Source organism: Corynebacterium phocae (genome assembly GCF_008693075.1).
GTDB lineage: Bacteria > Actinomycetota > Actinomycetes > Mycobacteriales > Mycobacteriaceae > Corynebacterium > Corynebacterium phocae.
The window spans coordinates 127,005-144,725 of sequence record NZ_VXKJ01000030.1 but is presented as its reverse complement, the minus strand read 5'-3'; the positions used below and the strand labels follow the sequence as shown (position 1 = coordinate 144,725).

Here is a 17,721-nt window from a genome sequence, read left to right as displayed (position 1 = left end):
CACGCGTAAGCCCACACCGGCCAGGCTCTGACGGTGTGGGCTTTTCGCGACCGGTTAGCTTACCGGTGGGGAGGGAAAGCGGATATCCAGGTCCGGGGCAAATTCTGGAACCGTATTTCCTACCAAGGCTTGCACGTCAATTGCTTCCGGTGAGGGGCGCTTCCTGCCCTCGGCGTAGGCCAACCTGGCGGCCGCCAGATCAGCCAAGCGAACGGCCTGGATTACGATGACGCGCCGCAGGCCATTGGATACCTCTCCACGTTCGTGCGCTACCGCCGCCACACGCGACAACGTCTCCGCCCGCCGTGCAATACGAACATCCGGGTGCTCACGGTCTTCCCGCATACCTTCCGGGATCAGGTTAAATCGATAGGACTTTGGCAGCTTAACTTCGGGAGCAAAAGGCGGAAATTTTTCATTCAGAATTGCCTTATACTTCGAGTTTCTAATGGCATGAACGTAAGCAGTGTACTCAACGGCGTCTGTATAGAGCCTGCGTTCGGCCCTTGAGGCCCCGCTAGGGTAAGTGATCGGAAACAATTCCATCTCCGCGACCTCGAAAGGGTCCAAAATTCGGTAAGCAAGTGTGTCTGACCGTTGCCCCCGAAGGTGCCTACCGATACGCGTGGCGAAGTTCTCGGTAGTTTGGCCAACATAAATTGGTTCCCCGTCGTAGTCGTAGAACGCATAGACGCCAACGCACCTACTGAGTTTCACTCCACTCAATTCGTCTTCGGTCGCTAGAGCCTCTGAAAGCAACTCTCTAAATCCCTGTACAAAGCGTGTAGGCAGAGTTCTTTTGGCCGGGGGATCCCCGTCTGAATCGTTGTAGCTTGCTATGCCTCTGCTACCCATATTTTCTCACTTCCCCTTGGAAGGCCGGTGCTTCCAAGGTCCCTGCAATGAGAGGTAGCAGATAGTTCTCCGCCAGCCACTCAACAACTGGTACAGCCACAGCGTCACCGAAGCCGAAGAGCGCCTGGTTAGTGCGCGCCGCGCTCAAGTCGTATTCTGCCGCACCCATGAGACGGGCATACTCCAAAGGGGTCATCCAACGAACTTGAAATCGGTTTTTCCCAAGCCGGACCACTGCTTGCTTTGATGAGCCCCCGCGCGCAGTTCGCAAACAACCCGAGATGTCATCGGGCCTTACTTCCCACACTGGTTTGCCCTTGCGGGTGCGGCGGTAGGCGGTCCGATACTTGACTTCCACGCCTTTCTGCATGGAGAGCACCCGGGCACGCTGGATGGGAGATAGGGATTCAAAGAATGCCTCAGTGCGTTCAGAATCCCACCACCTCGAGTCATTGAGGTTCATCTCTTCCACGGTTTCGCTAAACCCGCCGGTGTTGGGAGCCGGCGGGGACGGCAGTACCGCCCGGTGAGTCCTGAGCTCAGGGTCTGCAAAGATCCACTGCATCCATTCAGGCCGCAGCTCTGAAGGCCCTTCCTCATTGGCTTCGGGCGGTTTTTGCGAGCCCACAAGGAAGATGCGCGGCCGCGATTGCGGAAGGAAACGCCGAGCATCAATTGCTAGAACGTCAACTGAGTACCCAAGTTCATTGAATGCCTTGATGGCAGAACGGATGTCCTCTCCCCCGTGAGAGGTCGCTAGTCCTGTCACATTTTCCAAGACCACAGATTGAGGCCGTTCCTCACCAAGTTCTTCGAGGATCCGTACGAAGTGCCAAAAGGTTCCAGATTGGCTTCCTGCAAGGCCCTTCCTGGTACCAGCAAGGGATAAGTCCGTGCACGGCGATGAGGCCCACGCTAGAGACGTTCCCCCAGGAAGATCGGAGGCCCCAACCTCACCGATGTCGCCTAAAGAATAGGAGTGCGCAGTAGACTCCCCGAACTGTCGGTCGTACATCGATTTCTTGTCTTTTTCAATGTCGTTCGCCCACACCACGCTAAAGCCGGCTTTTTCCAACCCCATACGGGCGAGTCCAATCCCAGCAAAAAACTCAAGGACTCGTGGTCGACCCATCTCGATTGGCGTGATTTTCGGCATGTAGCAATTCTACCCCGCTTGAGCCCTCCTAGTAATTCGCGCAGATCAGAGCTTCCCAGGAAAGTTCTACCCGTGGCACTGGCTTGGCTCAGCACCATCCTCGAGCATAAAGGTAGCTAAATCAAGGCACCGAATGCCCCTGCCTAGTACCCGGCCTCCGGGTCCACCTCCGTGGGGATCTCCTTGCCTTGCTCCCACGCAGCAACGACCTCCACGGTGTGCGCACCAATGCGCTTGCGGATGGAATAGGGCGGGTTGGCCAGGTGCGGGGTAATAACCACGCTGGGCATCTCCCACAGCGGGTGCCCGTCCGGCAGCGGCTCCGGGTCAGTCACGTCCAGGCAAGCACCAGCTATCTCCCCGTCGCGCAGGGCTTGAACCAGGTCATCGGTGTCAATAAGCGGGCCGCGGCCCACGTTGACCACCACGGCATGCGCGGGCATGGCGCGGAAGGCCTCCGCGTTGCCCATGTGCTTGGTCTCCTCCGTCAGCGGAGCTAGGAACACAAAGTAATCAGCCTTGCCCCAGACGGTGTCCAGGTCAGAAAACGGGATGACCTCATCCGCGCCTTCCACGTCATCACCGGAGCGGTTGACGGCCACAATGCGCGGACCAAATCCGGAGAGCATCTCAATGAGCTTCTTGCCAATCCCGCCGGCACCCAGGATGGCCACGGTCTTGTCTTCAAACAGAAAGCTGGTGTGTTCTTCGACCTCATCGCGGTTATCCCAGGTATTGCCCACGCGCTTGTGGGCGTGCAACTGGGCTAGTAGCAGCGCGACGGTGGACTCCGCCACCGTGGGCGCGTAGAGGCCGGCGGCGTTGGACCAGCGGGCACCGGAGGAACGAATGATGTCCAGGATGTGGTCCACTCCGGCAAAGTGCACCTGCACCAGCCCAATGTTGTCCGGCAGGGGGTCCGGGAACTCCTCTGGCTGGCCGTTAAATACTAGGAAGTCTGCGTCTGCCAGCGCGGCCTTTTCATGGCCCGCTTCTTCCAAAGCGGTGGTGGTTTCTTCCCATTCATGGGGCGCAATTGCGTATTTCATGTCCTAGTATCCTGCTTTCACGTCGATGTGGGTGGGCATGGGCCTGCCCTGTTGGAAGGCCTGCGCATTGGCGTTAAAAACCCGGCCTAAATGGTACTTAGCCACACTTGCCGATGCCCCCATATGCGGCGTGAGCGTCACGTTGGGCAGCCCGTAAAGCGGGTGGCCGTCCGGCAGCGGCTCCGGGTCCACAACTTCCAGGGCGGCGCCGGCAATCTGGCCTTCCTTGACGGCCCGCACTAGGTCATCGGTGACCACGGTGGCGCCGCGCCCGACGTTGACAAACACCGCGGTGGGCTTCATGGCCTGGAAGGTGGCGTAGTCAATCAGACCCTGCGTCTGCGGGGTCAGCGGCAAGATGTTGACCACGAAATCGGCCTTCCCCCACACCTCACCAGCGTGCTCCATAGCCACGGTTTCATCCGCGCCGGCAACCGCGCGGCCGCTGCGGTTTACCGCCGTGATGTGCACACCAAAGGGCTGAAGCAGGCGGATGAGCTCCCGCCCAATCCCGCCGGCACCAAAGATAGCCACGTGCCTTGTGACCCCGGAGCCTAGCCCGTAGAGCCACGCCTGGGAATCATCTAACTCGCGCGCCACGTCCCACGTGGCGGCCAAAGCAAAAGCCTTATGGTGGTGCGCCTGGGAGAGCAGCAACCCCAGGGCGGACTCCGCTACCGGCTTGGCAAAGGCACCGGCAGTGTTGCACCACGGCACCCCACCTTCAACAATCACGCCGGCGTCAAGAAGGTGGTCAACACCGGTGTAGCAGTACTGCACGAACTCCACGGACGGTGGCAACTGCGGCACCTTCTTGGGGTTGGGCGTGGTACACACATACGCCTGCGCCTTGTCCAAGCTATCTACCAGTTCATGCCCGGCGGCCTCAATATCAGCGATTGTCTCTGGCCATTTCGCGGGTCCCATGTAAAACTTCATGGCCACCACCCTAGCTAAGATCAGCTAAATCCGGCTGGCAAAGTTGGATAAGTAATCCGCGTGGACCACCGCGCGCCTGAACTCATCTGGCAGCTGCGCGGTCTGCTGTCCTTTGATGCGGCGCAGGTCCTCCGCGGAGTAGCCCACTTCCCCACGTCCGATGATGTTTCCCTCCGGGCCCAGGATGTCCACGATCTCCCCCGGGGCAAACTCCCCGACTACCTCGGTAACCCCCACGGCTAGCAGGGATTTGCCGCCGGAAACCACGGCATCGACAGCACCGGCGTCAATGCGCACGGCCCCGCCGGAGTCCGCGCAGTACAGCGCCCAGAATTTCCAGGAGTTGAGGTGTTTTTCCTCGCGGGTGTGGAATACGGTGCCCACGGAGGCACTGGCAAGAGCGGGCCCTATGTTATCTGCGCTGGTGAGCAGCACCGGAATATTGCCGCGCGTGGCCAGGCGGGCGGCCTGTACTTTGGTGGCCATCCCGCCGGTGCCTACCTTGCCGCCATCACCGGCTACCACGCCTTTTAGGTCCTGGCCGCTGCGGATTTCGGGGAGAAAGCGCGCCCCCGGCTGGGCGGGGTTCTTGTCATAGAGCCCATCAACATCAGAGAACAAAAACAACGCGTCCGCGCCCACCAGGTTGGCCACCAGCGCAGAGAGCCGGTCATTGTCACCAAAGTGCATTTCTGAGGTAGCCACCGTGTCATTTTCATTCACAATGGGCACGCACCCCAGCTGGCGCAGGCGGTCAATGGTGCGCTGGGCGTTGCGGGCCCGCTCCCGGTTGCCAATGTCAGATGCCGTCAGCAGCACCTGCGCCGCGGACTTGCCGTAGCGGGCAAAGGACGCGCCCCAGTCATTGGCCAGGTGGACTTGCCCCACTGCTGCGGCCGCCTGCTTGGTGGCCAGGTCATGGGGGCGCGACGAAAGCCCCAGCGGACCGATGCCCGCCGCTACCGCACCCGAGGACACCACAATCACGTCCGAAGTCCGCATACGCACCGCCACCGCGTCCACAATCTGGTCAATCTTTTCCCGCGAGGTGCGGAACCCGTCCACGTCAGTAAGCGACGAAGATCCAATCTTGACGACGATACGTTTGGCGGTGGAAAGCTGCTGGCGGAGGTCGGGGCTAAAGCTCATGGTTTTAAAGCTTATCTTGTTCCTTGTCCCAAGCCCGCTTCTAATCCTGGCGGCGTTGCCGCTGTTGGCTGCGCGCAGGGGCTATGCACAAGAGCTAAGCCCAAGAGCTAACACGCAGTAGCCAAATCCTCGCGGAAAAGGGGCACAGTTCATTTAACGCTGACTACTTCCACCCCGAGGGCCAAAAGCCGAAGACTCAGTTAAGCTCACGATGTGCGAGGGGACCACGTTCTATGTCCACCAGGAGAACCTGCAGCGTGATTATGCACTTTGTTCCCACATGGTGGCCAGGATGTCACGCTGCTTTCCGCGATGTCTCCTTCGAATGATAGCCCGCGCACAGTGCAGAACAGTGCAGAACAGTGCCGAGCGAAACAGCAAAGAAAACAGCGTCCCCGAGCTCCTACGCAAGATTAGGCCAGTTCTTCCTCCTCACGACGCAAGTAACGCCTTAGCCCAAACAGCAACAGTAAAATTCCCACACCGAGGAAAAGAACCAAGGTCTGCATACCAGACTCCGGCAGCATCCAGGCCACGGCGGCAGAAAGGCGGATGGCGTCAGTCGCAGCGGTATCAGTGACAGTTTCAGACTGGACAGCACCAACCACCCCAGCGGTAATGGTGGCGTTGGACCCCTTGTAATGGAAGTAGGAATCCGCGTCACCGGGGATGGCAACGGTGAAGGTACACTGCGCCTCCGCCTCCCCGGCAAGCTCACCGAGCTGGCAAATTTCCGCCGGGATATCACCTTCCTGCCCCACTGTGTGGGTAGCACCGTCAGCCGAAATCTCATAGCCAGCAAGGGAAGGGTCCTTCAGCGTGAGGTTTTCCAGCGGCGCGGTGGACAGATTACGCGCCCGGTAGGTTAGCTCCATGGTGGTAGCCCCACCGGGAAGCATGACCGTACCGGCCACCGCCTTGGTGGCAGCGGAGATTGCCCCGCCCTTAATATCCTTCTCTAACGCGATGCCGGGAATGGTGTTGGTGGCAACCAGCTTCCACTTATCCCCAGACGTCGCGGTGTCGGTGGCCTGGGCCACGGGTTTGACGTCAAAGATCCACTGCGGCCCCTTATTTGCCGTTGCTTGCTGGGCACGGACATTGTCTAGACGGTAGTCTTCCGAAAGCGCCTTGTTGCTGACGCTGACAACAGGACTAAGCGCCCCAGTGACGTTCTCAGTCACGGTGCAGGTGGTACCCACCGGCACGTCAGCAAAGACGTGGGACTTACCCGCGCGCAGCGTGAAGTCATCACCGCACGTGGAGGTAAACGAATATTCCGCGTTCTTCTTTGCTGCACCGTCAGCTTCCTTGGTGAAGGTCACATCCGCAGTGGCTGGGGCGAAGAAGGTCTCCGCCGCGATGGTCATCACTGATTCCTGGCCTTGGGCAGCCGGTTGCTTAGGCGTGGTGAACGTCAGCGTGGGGGCCTTCATCTCCGCAGTGACCTTTGTGTCAGGCGAAAGCTCCGCGTCCGGGTTTGCGTCTGCCGGCTGCTGGCCGCTCCACAGACCAAACTGCGAATAGGGCTTGCGGTCCCCGGCAGTGACATCCAGCAGCGGACTGGCTTCCAAGGCGTTACCGGACAGCGCAATACTGCACTGGGCGCCAGCGGGCAGCTCCGCTATGTCCCCGCCCGTAGGCGCGGTGTCAGTAGCCGCACTTCCGGCACTCAGGGCGCCCCCCACCGTGGTGGTGGTCTGGAAATCCTCCGACTTGCAACTAATTGTGTTCTCGAAAACCCGGTCGTGGAGCTCCGCAGGGGCACCGTGCTGGATATTGACCACGCGCACTGGGACACTACGCAGGTCAAAATAAGCCTTGACGGTCAACCGATTATCCGCGCGTTTTACCTGGATTGTGGGTTTAGTGGATTTCTCCAACACCAAGCGGGGCTTTTCGTACGGCTGGCCCTCCGCTAGGTCGGTGGTACACGTAGCACCCACGGGCACCCCCTCTACCTGGGCACTAGTACCCGGTACCAGGGAGACACGGTCTTCTTTCACGGTCTGGCCATCCAGTTCACACCGGTAGCCAATATCCAAAGAACGCGTAGGGGCCTCTCCAAGCTCCTTGCCGGGGCCTTCGGTGGTGGCCTGGATGATCACCGGCGCGGTTCGCATATAGGAAGCTTCAATGGCCAGCCTAGTGGTGGAGTTAGGCTCCCCCTTAAGCCGGAGAGTAAACGGGTCGTGTGACTCGTGTCGGGCAACCCGGTTGCCGTCCTGGTCGAGCTGGCGGAAGGAAAATACCACGTTGTCCTGCTCCACCGGGGACTGCGGGGTAAGCGTGCACTCCGCGCCCGCTGGTAGGCGCGTAATGTTCTTCACCCCTGCGGTGGTCACGGTGCCACCCTGGTTGCGCAGAGTCAAAGACACGGTGCTCTTAGGGGCGTTCTGGCATTCCAAGTCAAAGTCGAAATTCTTGGTGCTTCCTGCTGGAACGATATCGGCCGCAGCAGAACCAGTTAGCTTCTTACTTAGCTCGATATTGGTGAACTTCTTGGTGTAGGTGTTCGTGGCGGTGAGACGGTTGGCAGGAGCGTCACCGGCCTCAAGCGTCAATCTTGTGGCTCCCCTGTTATTTCGCCTACCGTTCCACCTGAACGAGTGGTCGTACCCCACCTCCCCGGCAGTTGCCTGGTCCTCAGTGACCTCGCACCGCGCGCCTTCAACCAGGCCATCAACTTTCTTGGTTAGCCCAGCGGCTTTGCTCAGCTGAAAATTGCCACTCATGGGGACATCACCGAAAGCCTGAGTAAAAGCCTGCAGCGGGGTGCACTGGTAGGAGAAATCGAAGGACTTCTCCACCGCAGTATCTAGGCCGGTGACGGTCTTTTCTACAGTCAAAGAAGCCTCACGGAACTTCGGCTCCCAGTCCACCTTGCAGTACAGCGGTTTGTTTTCGGTGTTGGGATACTTCAGCTTCGAGGCATTGTCCCCGTTAGTAATTTCAAAGCCCTCCGGCAGATTATCCGGGGAGAACACCTCGTGGTCTAGCTGGCACGTCCACTTCGGGGTATAGCGTTTAAACACGTCACTGCCATCCGGGGTGGTAGCCGTGGAGCTGAAAACGTAAGGGTCAGCGGATGTCGGAATGGCCCCCTCGTAGGAAACTTTGCGGATGAGGGTGGAATATTGACTCACGCTCTGCGCTTTTTCTTCTTCGGTTTCAGGTTTGAGCACGGCCTCGTAAGCGTCCTTGATGGCACCGGCTTCAAAGTCGAACGTGGTTTGCTTTGCCAAGATTGCCTGTTCTGCGGACGTGTCTGCTTCCACGTGACCGCCCAGGCGGCCCACGTTCAGCGCGATAGCAATGGCCTGCTGACCACCACCAATTCCGGAAGTGTACATACCAACTTCCAGCGATTTGGGGTTATTAACGGAAACAAGAAACGCACCAGGCTCGTAAACGCTGTAATCAACTGCACAAACAAAATCATAGGTATTGCCGTCGACTTCCCAGTCAGCTGCTGCTATCGATTTCCATCTGTTCGGCCCCGTAAAAGAGAAATTGATACCGTTGTTATTACCCGGCTTACGGGACCACTTACAAGTGTTGTTCCAATCCTCGGGGAGGAATAACGGCTGCTGCACTTTGCCGCGAGAGTCCGCTTTGAGCGAGATCAACTCGTGGTAACCATTGGCACGGGTAGTGGTGCGCTCCGCGTCCATCACCACGAAATCGTACTTATCTAGCTGTCGGCCATCTTTACCAAAAACTCGAATATCATCCAGCTTGACCACGACATACTTCTTCTTGCCACCCCTAGGGTTGTAGCCCAAATGTGTGCGCAACACGGGGCGATGGGCATTGCTGCCAGGATTCTCAACCCCAGTAAGAATCGCATTGTTTATCGCTGGGTCACGATCTAGACCAAAGTTAACCTTCCCTTCGGTATCGTAACCGAAAATAGACCCGCTATCACCGGAGACGACCTCCGGGGTGAGGTCCATGTATTCACGCCCACCGTCTACGATTTGGGCTGTGAACTCGAGCGTCAAATCACCAATCTTCTGACTAAATTGCTGTGGCGCGTCCCAAGGGTCTCGGATCTGGGAAAAGTCCAGCCAACACAGCTGTGGCGCCAACGCCTCGGTTGGAGACCCTTCAGAGGATACGCGGAACTCACAGCCACTGAATTTAGTATTAGGGTTAGCCAACAGGCCAGCGGGCGGTGCCGCGTGTGCGACAGGCGCTGGAAAGACCGACCCACGCGGAACGGCAAGTCCCACAAGGATCAGAACGAAGGCGGCCATAATCGCGATGACCCGAGTATTGGCGCATTTCATGGGTATCATGCCTTCCCTTTTCCGGTGTTCGTTTGACGTGCTCACAGTTGTTCCCTCCTCCCCAGCGTTAGGATTTCCTTCCGGACGTGTGCGGCGGTTAGCCGCGTTCCTGCACTAGGCGACAGCGGGTGTCTAGCTTTTCTTGGAATACTCCGACCTACCCGTTGACCACCTACAGAACTTCTGGGACTGGAAACTCCTGCAAAGAAGAAGGGGTAGCACACCTCAGGGTGCCCGGGGTCAGGGGACTTCTCGCAGTTATCGAAAGTCTCACTAATGCCGCTTAAAAAAGTTTTGGAAACTCCGGGACCAACCTCTCCCCCATGCTGCGGGGAACGAAGTGGATTTCGACAGGGTAGGTCACCAAGCCCAGTTTTGGGTTGAAGGCGTCTCTCACCGTAATCGGCATTGCCAGTCCCCAGGGCGGTGCCAGGGAACATGGAAGCAGAAACGGTGAACCTGCTGCGGTGGAAAAGGTACATAACTACTCTTGTAAGAAAACTGAAGGGAATAATTGTCCGCGGGGAACAAAGCTTCAATCGAAGCTTCTTGGGCCTCTATCTGTACAGGCCCCGATATTACAGAATAGTAAGCAAACTGAGAGTTTGACAAATATATTGAAACGTTGGCCTTCCTCCCAAAAGAGCAAAAGGCCTACCACCGGCATATAAGCACCTACTCCCCAACGGACAGTGAGGAAGATCCCACCAATCCCTAATATCAGGCATAGGAATTATCACAGGGAAACCTCAAATTCCTACCAGGTCCATAAAGGATGAAACTCTAGTTAGCTCCTTGCTAGTGCCGGGACAGTCTGAGGGGATCCGGAGCAACCCCTCTGAATTGCCCAAAAGTTCAACCAAACCCGGATAACGGCTTTAGCAGGAATCTGACTCCCGGCCATTACCTGGATTTGCATCAGCTGATGCCAAAGCCTTGGCAGCGCGCCTGCGGCGTTTCCTGCGCCACTCCCGGATGACAACAATAAGCAGAACCAGGAAAATGAGCACCAGAGCCAGAACCATCCACCAGGAAAAGGTTGGCTTCCAAGTTTCCTCGATCTGGATATCATCCTTGTGGATACGGTGAGCGGTGACCAGCAACCGGTCGGTGTTAATGCCGTAAGGGGTGCACGTAATCAACGTGATTTTATCCTGGTCAGACTCATAAGTCACTGCGTCGTACTTATCGGGCTTAACAACCTGACGGCTAGTGACCTCATAGGCCAAGGTCTGCCCCATCACCTCGATGTAGATTTCAGCACCGTCTTTGACGCGCGGTAAGTTATCAAACATGGAAGCGTTAACCATGCCGGTATGCGCTGAGATAACCGCGTTGGTGCCCTCCCCGCCCACGGGAAGATCTGAGCCGAACATGTGCCCCGCTCCCCGGTAAAGGACTGACGGCGCAGTGGTGTGATAAACCGGCAAGTCAATATCCAGCGAAGGAATGACAATGCGCGCGATCATACCGCTTGTCTCCGGAGGGTTCAGCGTATCCATGTATTCATCAAACCCAGGCGAACTTTGGTCGGGTTTCATGGCGTGGTGACCGGACTGCGCCAACCTCTGGTTGTACGCGTGCGCTTCATCGATATAGTGCTGGACCCTTTCACCGGGTTCAATCTCTTTCACCTTCTGCGCGTACTGCCGTGCAGTTTTGTCCAGCTGATAATCGTTGTACAGCGTGGCAAAAATGGGAAAAAGCAGTACCAGGATACCCAGCAGGATATAGACCACCCCACTGCGCCCGCGTTTCTTCTTCCTCGCGTGCCGGGGCTGGGGCTTAGATCCCAACCCCTCACGCGAGCTGCCTGGTACGGCTACTTCCACTATCTATTCCTTAAGCTGCTTGCAGTTGGTCATCTTCTTCTTCGCGACGAAGGTAACGCCACAGACCGAAGATCAGGGTACCAAGCCCCAGCAGCAGAACAAGAACCAGCGTGGGTACACCGGCCTGCGGCAACATTCCGCTGACCGAGGCAGAGAGCCTGATGGCGTCGGTTGCAGCAGAATCACTTACCGAGTCCTTTAGATCCCGGGGGGAATCCGCAACCGTTGCGGTAACCACAGCCGAGTCCCCTTCGTAGTGATAGTAATTGCCGGAATCCGGAATTTTCACATCGAAAGAACATCCAACACTTTGATTACCTTCAAGGTTCATAGGAGTTTGAGTCGAGTTCCAACTGCATACGCCATCTGGAATGGCACCATCTTGTCCGATTGAGTATTCGCTACCTCCTGAGTCAACTACGGTAAGTCCAGACAAACTTGGGTCCTTCAGCGACAGAGAATTGAGCGCCTTACCCGACTTATTGACCGCTGTATAGGTCACGGTCATCTTTTCTGCGCCAAGCGGCAAAAGAACCGAACCGGATACTGCTTGCGTCATGGGAGAGATAAGCCCACCCTTAATCTTCTTCTCCAGTTCAATGCCCGGAATGGTGTTGATTGCCTCAACTGACCACTTAGAACCGCTGGTATTAGTATCAGAGGCATCTTCCACAGGCAGAACTTCAATATCCCACTTTGGAGGCGTGGAGGCAGTAGCGGCCTCGGGGGTTAGAGAAACAAGTGTGCCGCTTTCTCCGGTCTTTACAAATGGAATAGGACTGGGGTCGGGGACGACTTCTTCTATGGAACAGGTCCTGCCAATTTTCATGTTTTTAAGAAGATGACTCTTCCCAGACTCAACGACAAATTCTTTATCAGTTTGATCCGCACATTTCAGGTTAAAACGGAACTCTTGCCCGTCAGAAGCCGCGCCTTCCGCTTTTTTAACGAACTTAACGTCAGCAACTGCCGTTTTAAAGAAAGTCTCAGAAGCAATAGTCATTACTGGTTCATTGTTAGCAGGCTTAGCAACCGGCACCCTAAAGGTAAGAGTGGGTGACTTCTTCGAATCATCGACATTTGATTCCTCGTCTAAGAGTGAAGTCGGGTTCGTACTCGGTTTCTGTTCTTCCGCTCCCCAGGCACCAACTTGGGAGTATGGCTTCCGGTCTCCATTAGTTACGTCGATGTGCGTATGAGCATCAAGTGCAGAACCTTGGAGTTTATAAGTACACTTTGCGCCGGCTGGAAGCTGAACGACTGTCCCGCCAGTTGGGGCGCTCGTTCCCCAAAGACCGCTATTCGAGGCATCCCCTGCGTCAGCGAAGGTAGTTATACCCTGAGTGTTGTCAGAGGGAAAGGTCTCACCATCGCACTCAAAAGCGTTCTCAAAACGCTTCCCGTCGCTTAAATTCCCTGTTAACAACGTAGAAGCCTCAGGGTTTTTAAAGTTGACTACGCGTACACCGACTGTCCGCCTTTTGAAGGTGGGCCGGATTACAACATGGTCAAAAAGGCGCGGAGCTACGTCATCGTTTGCCGGGAAAGTAATACCATTAACGGGATCTAAACGACCGAGAGAAGTTAAAACATTGTTGGCATCATAATGCTGGACCTCAATCGGGGCATCACTCAGCTCAAACCGCTTGTATTCATTAGGTACCTCAATCTTTAATGTGCAACTAGCGTTTAGCGGAACATCGCTGATTACAGCAGGTTCTACGTTGTCATTTGCTGCTTTTTCCGGGGACACGTTAACCGTACCGTTGATACCTGGTTGCGGCGGAGTACATTCATAGTTTACCGGAATAGCAACAGATTTATCATCATCCGTCGCAGAATCCGGCCATTGCGGCTCAACGTTAACTTTGAGAGCGGATTTTTTAAATTCATAATTAGACACCACCGAAACATCGGTTACCGCACCAGGACCGCTCTTCAAAGGAATGGTGAATTGATTATTTGAACCGCTGGGGGAAACGGTAGTCTGATTTTCTCCGACTTTGACCACAAGGTTAGTGCGCTCAACGTTAGCAGGTACCTCAGGGTCTATTACGGTTAAAGCACACTGCGAATTTGCATTAGATACCTCGCTTCGCGCAGTACCTACCAAGACTCCTTGCTGGTTGTTCGAAATATCTACAGAGACACCAGAATTGGGCTTTTTACAATCCAAGTCGTAAGTAAACTCTTTAGCCGTGTTGGAAGGGATTACGCTTTCTGCAGCACTCCCCTCAACGGTTTGCATCAAGTTAACTATAGGTGGATCGGGGATAAATTTATTAACAGCTTGCAAAGTGACGCTGCCGCCCCCTGAGCCAACTACCGTAGTCTTTGGGTTTTCACTAGCTGAAGCAAAGTTACTACCATCCCATGAAACTTCATGCCGGTGCCCATCGAAAGTCGCAGGAGTTTCCTTGAACGTACATTCAGAGCCTTCAACTAGACCTTCAAAACTAAGGGTTCCATTATTCCGCACTGCCCCCGTACCCTTTTGCTCTATTCCAGGGTAGGCTGAATTGAAGAGTGCGAGGGTGCTGGATTCTTGACCACTTGGAGTCCGAGAGGCTGGAGTTTTCGCACTATCGGGAATTACACAGGCATACTCGAAGCCGTAATTGGTTTCAGCACCGGGTCCAGAACCATCTACCGTTTTGTGAATATCAACTGAGGATGGTTCGAGGATGGAATCCCAATCAGCCTTGCAGTAAATCGGTTCGTTCGCATCATTTGCATGCCTAACCTCGGAATACCCAACCTCATTCCCATCGATAACCTTTTTGCCTTCTTCAACCACGAACCCACCGGCGGGACGATTTTTAGTAAAGGTGACAGGGCTACTGTTACCAACCCTACAAGTCCATTCAGCTTTGTAACGGTCTAGAGCTTTTGCAGCATCCACCCCTTCAGCCCAGGACCGAAACATGATCTCATCTTTTAAGACATAATTAGTTGTCCCACCGGCCCTACGGGGCAGCGGTCCCAGCTCACCAGGTTTCGTATTTATGGAAACAAAATTGCCTCCGGAATATTTACCCCCGGCAAAATTGAACTGAGACTTCTGTCCAGTAACCCGCTCCTCGATAGAGGTATCAGGTTGCGTGACGTGCCCACCGATCTCGCTTAGGGTCAAAGCGAAAGCCACACTCTGCAAGTGGCGCGGCACCCTGCTGGAGGACTTTGAATATAGTCCAACTTCCAAATTCTTTGGGCTATTAACTTCTAGCAAAAAGGAACCAGATGGTATTCGAGCATTTCCAGCGTGACAAACGTAGGGATAGTCATTTTTTGGAAGTTCACTGTCCCACTCTTCGTAAATCCCTGATTTAAACAGATCACCACTTGGACCGTTATGTTTTAGACACAATTCGGCGCGCCAGTTTTGACCAGAGCCTCCATTGATGCCTGGACGCATTTCGAAGAGCTTTTCAACAGAATTTTCGGCCGGGCCGATGGTAATCATATCGCCAAACGTAGAGTCATAATGGAAGTCTGTTGACTGAGCATCCGCTACATAGAAACTAAAATCCTCTATAGGATTGTTCCTCGAATCTAGGATTTTAATATCAGAAAACTCAATAACAGCAAAATCATTCAACCCGGTGACGTTTTTATGCTGGGAAGTTAAAAGAGAAGAAGCTTTAGAACCGGGGTAGCGGTTAAAATTAAACCTTCCTCCAAAGGTTGTGCTAGCTGACCCCCCTGGCTTAAGGATATCTACTTCGCTTTTTACGGAGACGAAATGATCCCCTCTCACCTTTTTAGGTTTAAAGCACAACGTCAGGTCGCCAATTGTCTGGGAGAAATGGTCACAAGAGTCTTCACTACTAGATGAATTCTGCAGTGCCTGCTGAACGCCGCCAATATCTAACCAACACAATTCGGGTGCCCACTGCACCGAAACGGATTGTGCGGAGCGGCGATACTCGCAGCCCCCATAACGGTTGAATTTTGAATTACGATTTTTAAATGCCTCATTAACCGATGGATCTTGCTCATTCGTTTCAACGGCAGCCGCACTATTTTGAAGGGACGATGGAACAACAACGAGGAAACTAAAAACAAACAACGAAAGAAACAGGGCTAACAATCTGAATGTCGACCGCCCTTGATGTCGGCTATCCTGATTCATTTCAAACTCCTCGTTACGTCGCATATTATAAAAATCTAAAATTTTGAATTCCCTCATCTACTTTTCTCCTTCTAGAGAGGAGAGCTCAGCCTCGTCTTCGTTGCGACGTTTACGACCAATCAGCCACCAACCGGCAAGTATCAGAAGAAGTGCTACCGCCACAACCCCCAGCACACTAGCGCCCGTCTCAGCCAGGTCACCAAGCTTTCCGCCATCCCAACGATCCGAAGCCTTGCTGGGCACGTCAGTATGCTGCGGAGCCGGCTGGGCCTGCTCCGGCACAAAGTTGAGCAACATCTTCCCCAAATGCCCAATTCCAAGACCAGTAATCAGCAAACCAATAATCCCGGTAATAATGCCCTCAATGGGACCGAAAGGCGAGGTGTGGAAAGAAGCAACACCGGATTCAACAGCCGGAATGCTATCAATACAATCCTTATCCTGACCGGTAAAGCCGCAGTAACCATCCATCGCAACAAACGCAATGTTATCAATACGAGTATTGCCTAACACCATCTTGTCCACCGTGGCAGTCAAATCCAACTCCAAAGTGGTCTCCGGGTGATTGGCCCGTCTCTTACTCAACTTAGTCAAACCAGAATCAGTCAGCGAGACAACAACATCCTGCCCAGAAGCCTCTACCAAATAGTCGGACTCCCCCAACTTGACGTCACCATCAAGATTAGAAATAACTACATTGGATACGCTTTTAAATTCCAAGGCGCCATCCAAAGAGTCCTTAACCTGAGCCTTAGAAATCTTCCCATTAACATCAGGCTGGACAACACCAGAAGAGATGGTATAAACGATCTCATCCTTGTATTGAACTTCAGGCTCATGCGAAGTCTTAGTCACCGTCAACGGCTGAATCTTGCTACGCACCGCAGTCGTCGTACCAGACACAATCACCAAAAACGGAGAACTAAGCAACTCCGGAACGTCACCAACCCGACGCGACTTCTCCGTAATCTGGTAAATCCCCTCTTCCAACCCCTGGAACAAAGCAACACCAGCGTCATCAGAAGTAGCAGTAAAAGTGCCGGCAACCTCAACACCGGGCTCATCAGTCAACAACTCAGGATTGTCCTTGACAAGCTGACCCAACTCCTCCGGAGTCACATCACCCAGCCCATCAAGCTTCAACGCCTGATATTCAGCGCCGACAATAGCAGCCTCATCAAACAACCCCGCATAGCTATCCTCAGGCCCCGGTAGCAACTTAGCAATCTGCAAGAAGTTAGGCGTCCGCGAAGGCTGCGCCGAGGACACCGGAACTATGAACACAAAAGTGCACACAATAACCAACAGAAACACCCCGAAGATATGCCCTAACCGATATTGTTTTTTGTTGACCATTTTAATTAGATTCCTTTAAATGTGCGGCTTGAGATTGTCCATTTTCTTCCTTCTGTTTGCGCCTACGGCGCCACAGAAGGAAGAACAGATAAAGCAGAGCCAGTAGAGAGATAGCCACGGCAAGTTTCATCCACACCTGCCAAGGGCTGGTATAGGTTTTTTCGAACTGCTCGGCAATAAGTTCCGTCCGATGCCCCCTAACCAACAGGCGGTGCGTATTAATGCCGTAGGGCGTACAGGTGACCAGAGTAACGAAGTCCTGTCCCACCTCGGGCTTGATGTTGGCTACGTCTTCCGGAAGCACCGTCACAATCTGGTCTACTTCATACGCAAGAGTTTCATCAAGCACCTCGATTGTGAAGACATCGCCGGTTTTGATGTGTGTGAGGTTGTCAAACATAGTCAATGTTGCAAGCCCCGTATGACCTGTCAACACTGAGTGTGTTCCCTTCCCTCCTACAGGAAGCGCCGTGCCATAAAGGTGGCCAACGCCGTGAGCAAGAGTAGAGGTCGAGGTTCCATGATAGATAGGAAGGTCAATCCCCACAGAGGGAACCCGAAGGCGCCCCATCATGGAATCAATATTTAGTTGTTCAAGATAAAGTTTATATCCGGGAGTACTAACGTCGATACCATTAACCCACGGGTCTAGCGAGCCGAATTCGGGTAAATTCCGGTTGTACTCGCGTGCTTCCTCCAAAAGCGAAGCCTTTTGGGCCGGTTCAATGTTGCGGACCGACTCCGAGTAGTACTGCGCCAGGCGGTTTTGCTCAATATTTTTAAGATGAGTAATAACCACCGGAGTAAGAAAAACAATGATGGCCAGAATGATATAGATGGGGCCCCGAAGACGGGTTTTCTTCTTCGTTGCTTCTTTTCTATGTTTCACAGCCATCATCATTTCTCTTTCCAGAAACTCCACCCGAAAGACCGGGTGGAGTTGAACCAAATTACTTAATTG

10 protein-coding genes and 1 pseudogene are annotated in these 17,721 nt (G+C 54.4%); all 11 read right to left on the bottom strand.

The annotated features are described in order from the left end of the window. Positions 1 to 54: 54 nt before the first annotated feature. The 11 genes and pseudogenes from F4V58_RS12840 to F4V58_RS02805 all read right to left on the bottom strand — a co-directional run bounded on the left by F4V58_RS12840 (position 55) and on the right by F4V58_RS02805 (position 17,661). Entirely contained in the window at positions 55 to 345 is a 291-nt protein-coding gene (locus F4V58_RS12840; RefSeq protein ID WP_245803071.1) for a hypothetical protein, read from the bottom strand. A 198-nt stretch (positions 346 to 543) separates the two neighbouring features. Next, a pseudogene (locus F4V58_RS12835) lies at positions 544 to 855 on the bottom strand (GIY-YIG nuclease family protein); the annotation flags it as partial. Then, positions 848 to 2,011, bottom strand: a complete 1,164-nt coding sequence (locus F4V58_RS02845) for a DNA cytosine methyltransferase (RefSeq protein ID WP_075733188.1) — start codon at positions 2,009 to 2,011, stop codon at positions 848 to 850. The pseudogene F4V58_RS12835 and the gene F4V58_RS02845, both read right to left, overlap by 8 nt. A 143-nt stretch (positions 2,012 to 2,154) precedes the next feature. Beyond that, a complete protein-coding gene (locus F4V58_RS02840) occupies positions 2,155 to 3,060 on the bottom strand; it encodes a D-isomer specific 2-hydroxyacid dehydrogenase family protein (RefSeq protein WP_075733186.1) in 906 nt (301 codons plus the stop codon). Positions 3,061 to 3,063: 3 nt separating this feature from the next. Further along, a complete protein-coding gene (locus F4V58_RS02835; protein ID WP_075733184.1) occupies positions 3,064 to 3,999 on the bottom strand; it encodes a D-isomer specific 2-hydroxyacid dehydrogenase family protein in 936 nt (311 codons plus the stop codon). A 24-nt stretch (positions 4,000 to 4,023) separates the two neighbouring features. After that, positions 4,024 to 5,148: a glutamate 5-kinase gene (gene proB, locus F4V58_RS02830; RefSeq protein WP_075733182.1), complete on the bottom strand. Its 1,125-nt coding sequence runs from the start codon at positions 5,146 to 5,148 to the stop codon at positions 4,024 to 4,026. A 413-nt stretch (positions 5,149 to 5,561) separates the two neighbouring features. Then, the gene (locus tag F4V58_RS02825) at positions 5,562 to 9,449 is read right to left on the bottom strand and encodes a DUF5979 domain-containing protein (RefSeq protein WP_170252484.1); all 3,888 of its coding nucleotides are present in this window, start codon (positions 9,447 to 9,449) and stop codon (positions 5,562 to 5,564) included. Positions 9,450 to 10,318: 869 nt separating this feature from the next. Continuing rightward, positions 10,319 to 11,272: a class C sortase gene (locus F4V58_RS02820; RefSeq protein WP_245803021.1), complete on the bottom strand. Its 954-nt coding sequence runs from the start codon at positions 11,270 to 11,272 to the stop codon at positions 10,319 to 10,321. Positions 11,273 to 11,282: 10 nt separating this feature from the next. After that, a complete protein-coding gene (locus tag F4V58_RS02815) occupies positions 11,283 to 15,461 on the bottom strand; it encodes a DUF5979 domain-containing protein (RefSeq protein ID WP_150385685.1) in 4,179 nt (1,392 codons plus the stop codon). Further along, complete coding sequence (locus tag F4V58_RS02810; RefSeq protein WP_075733176.1) at positions 15,462 to 16,760, bottom strand: isopeptide-forming domain-containing fimbrial protein; 1,299 nt, start codon at positions 16,758 to 16,760, stop codon at positions 15,462 to 15,464. Between the two features lies 1 nt (position 16,761). Continuing rightward, entirely contained in the window at positions 16,762 to 17,661 is a 900-nt protein-coding gene (locus tag F4V58_RS02805) for a class C sortase (RefSeq protein WP_075733174.1), read from the bottom strand. Positions 17,662 to 17,721 lie beyond the last annotated feature (60 nt).

What these genes read in the sequence shown, in the direction of transcription:
- F4V58_RS12840 (WP_245803071.1), bottom strand. Translation starts at nt 345, where the DNA reads ATGCGGGAAGACCGTGAGCACCCGGATGTTCGTATTGCACGGCGGGCG.
- F4V58_RS02810 (WP_075733176.1), bottom strand. Translation starts at nt 16,760, where the DNA reads ATGGTCAACAAAAAACAATATCGGTTAGGGCATATCTTCGGGGTGTTT.
- F4V58_RS02835 (WP_075733184.1), bottom strand. Translation starts at nt 3,999, where the DNA reads ATGAAGTTTTACATGGGACCCGCGAAATGGCCAGAGACAATCGCTGAT.
- F4V58_RS02815 (WP_150385685.1), bottom strand. Translation starts at nt 15,461, where the DNA reads ATGAGGGAATTCAAAATTTTAGATTTTTATAATATGCGACGTAACGAG.
- F4V58_RS02825 (WP_170252484.1), bottom strand. Translation starts at nt 9,449, where the DNA reads ATGATACCCATGAAATGCGCCAATACTCGGGTCATCGCGATTATGGCC.
- F4V58_RS02840 (WP_075733186.1), bottom strand. Translation starts at nt 3,060, where the DNA reads ATGAAATACGCAATTGCGCCCCATGAATGGGAAGAAACCACCACCGCT.
- F4V58_RS02845 (WP_075733188.1), bottom strand. Translation starts at nt 2,011, where the DNA reads ATGCCGAAAATCACGCCAATCGAGATGGGTCGACCACGAGTCCTTGAG.
- F4V58_RS02805 (WP_075733174.1), bottom strand. Translation starts at nt 17,661, where the DNA reads ATGATGATGGCTGTGAAACATAGAAAAGAAGCAACGAAGAAGAAAACC.
- proB (WP_075733182.1), bottom strand. Translation starts at nt 5,148, where the DNA reads ATGAGCTTTAGCCCCGACCTCCGCCAGCAGCTTTCCACCGCCAAACGT.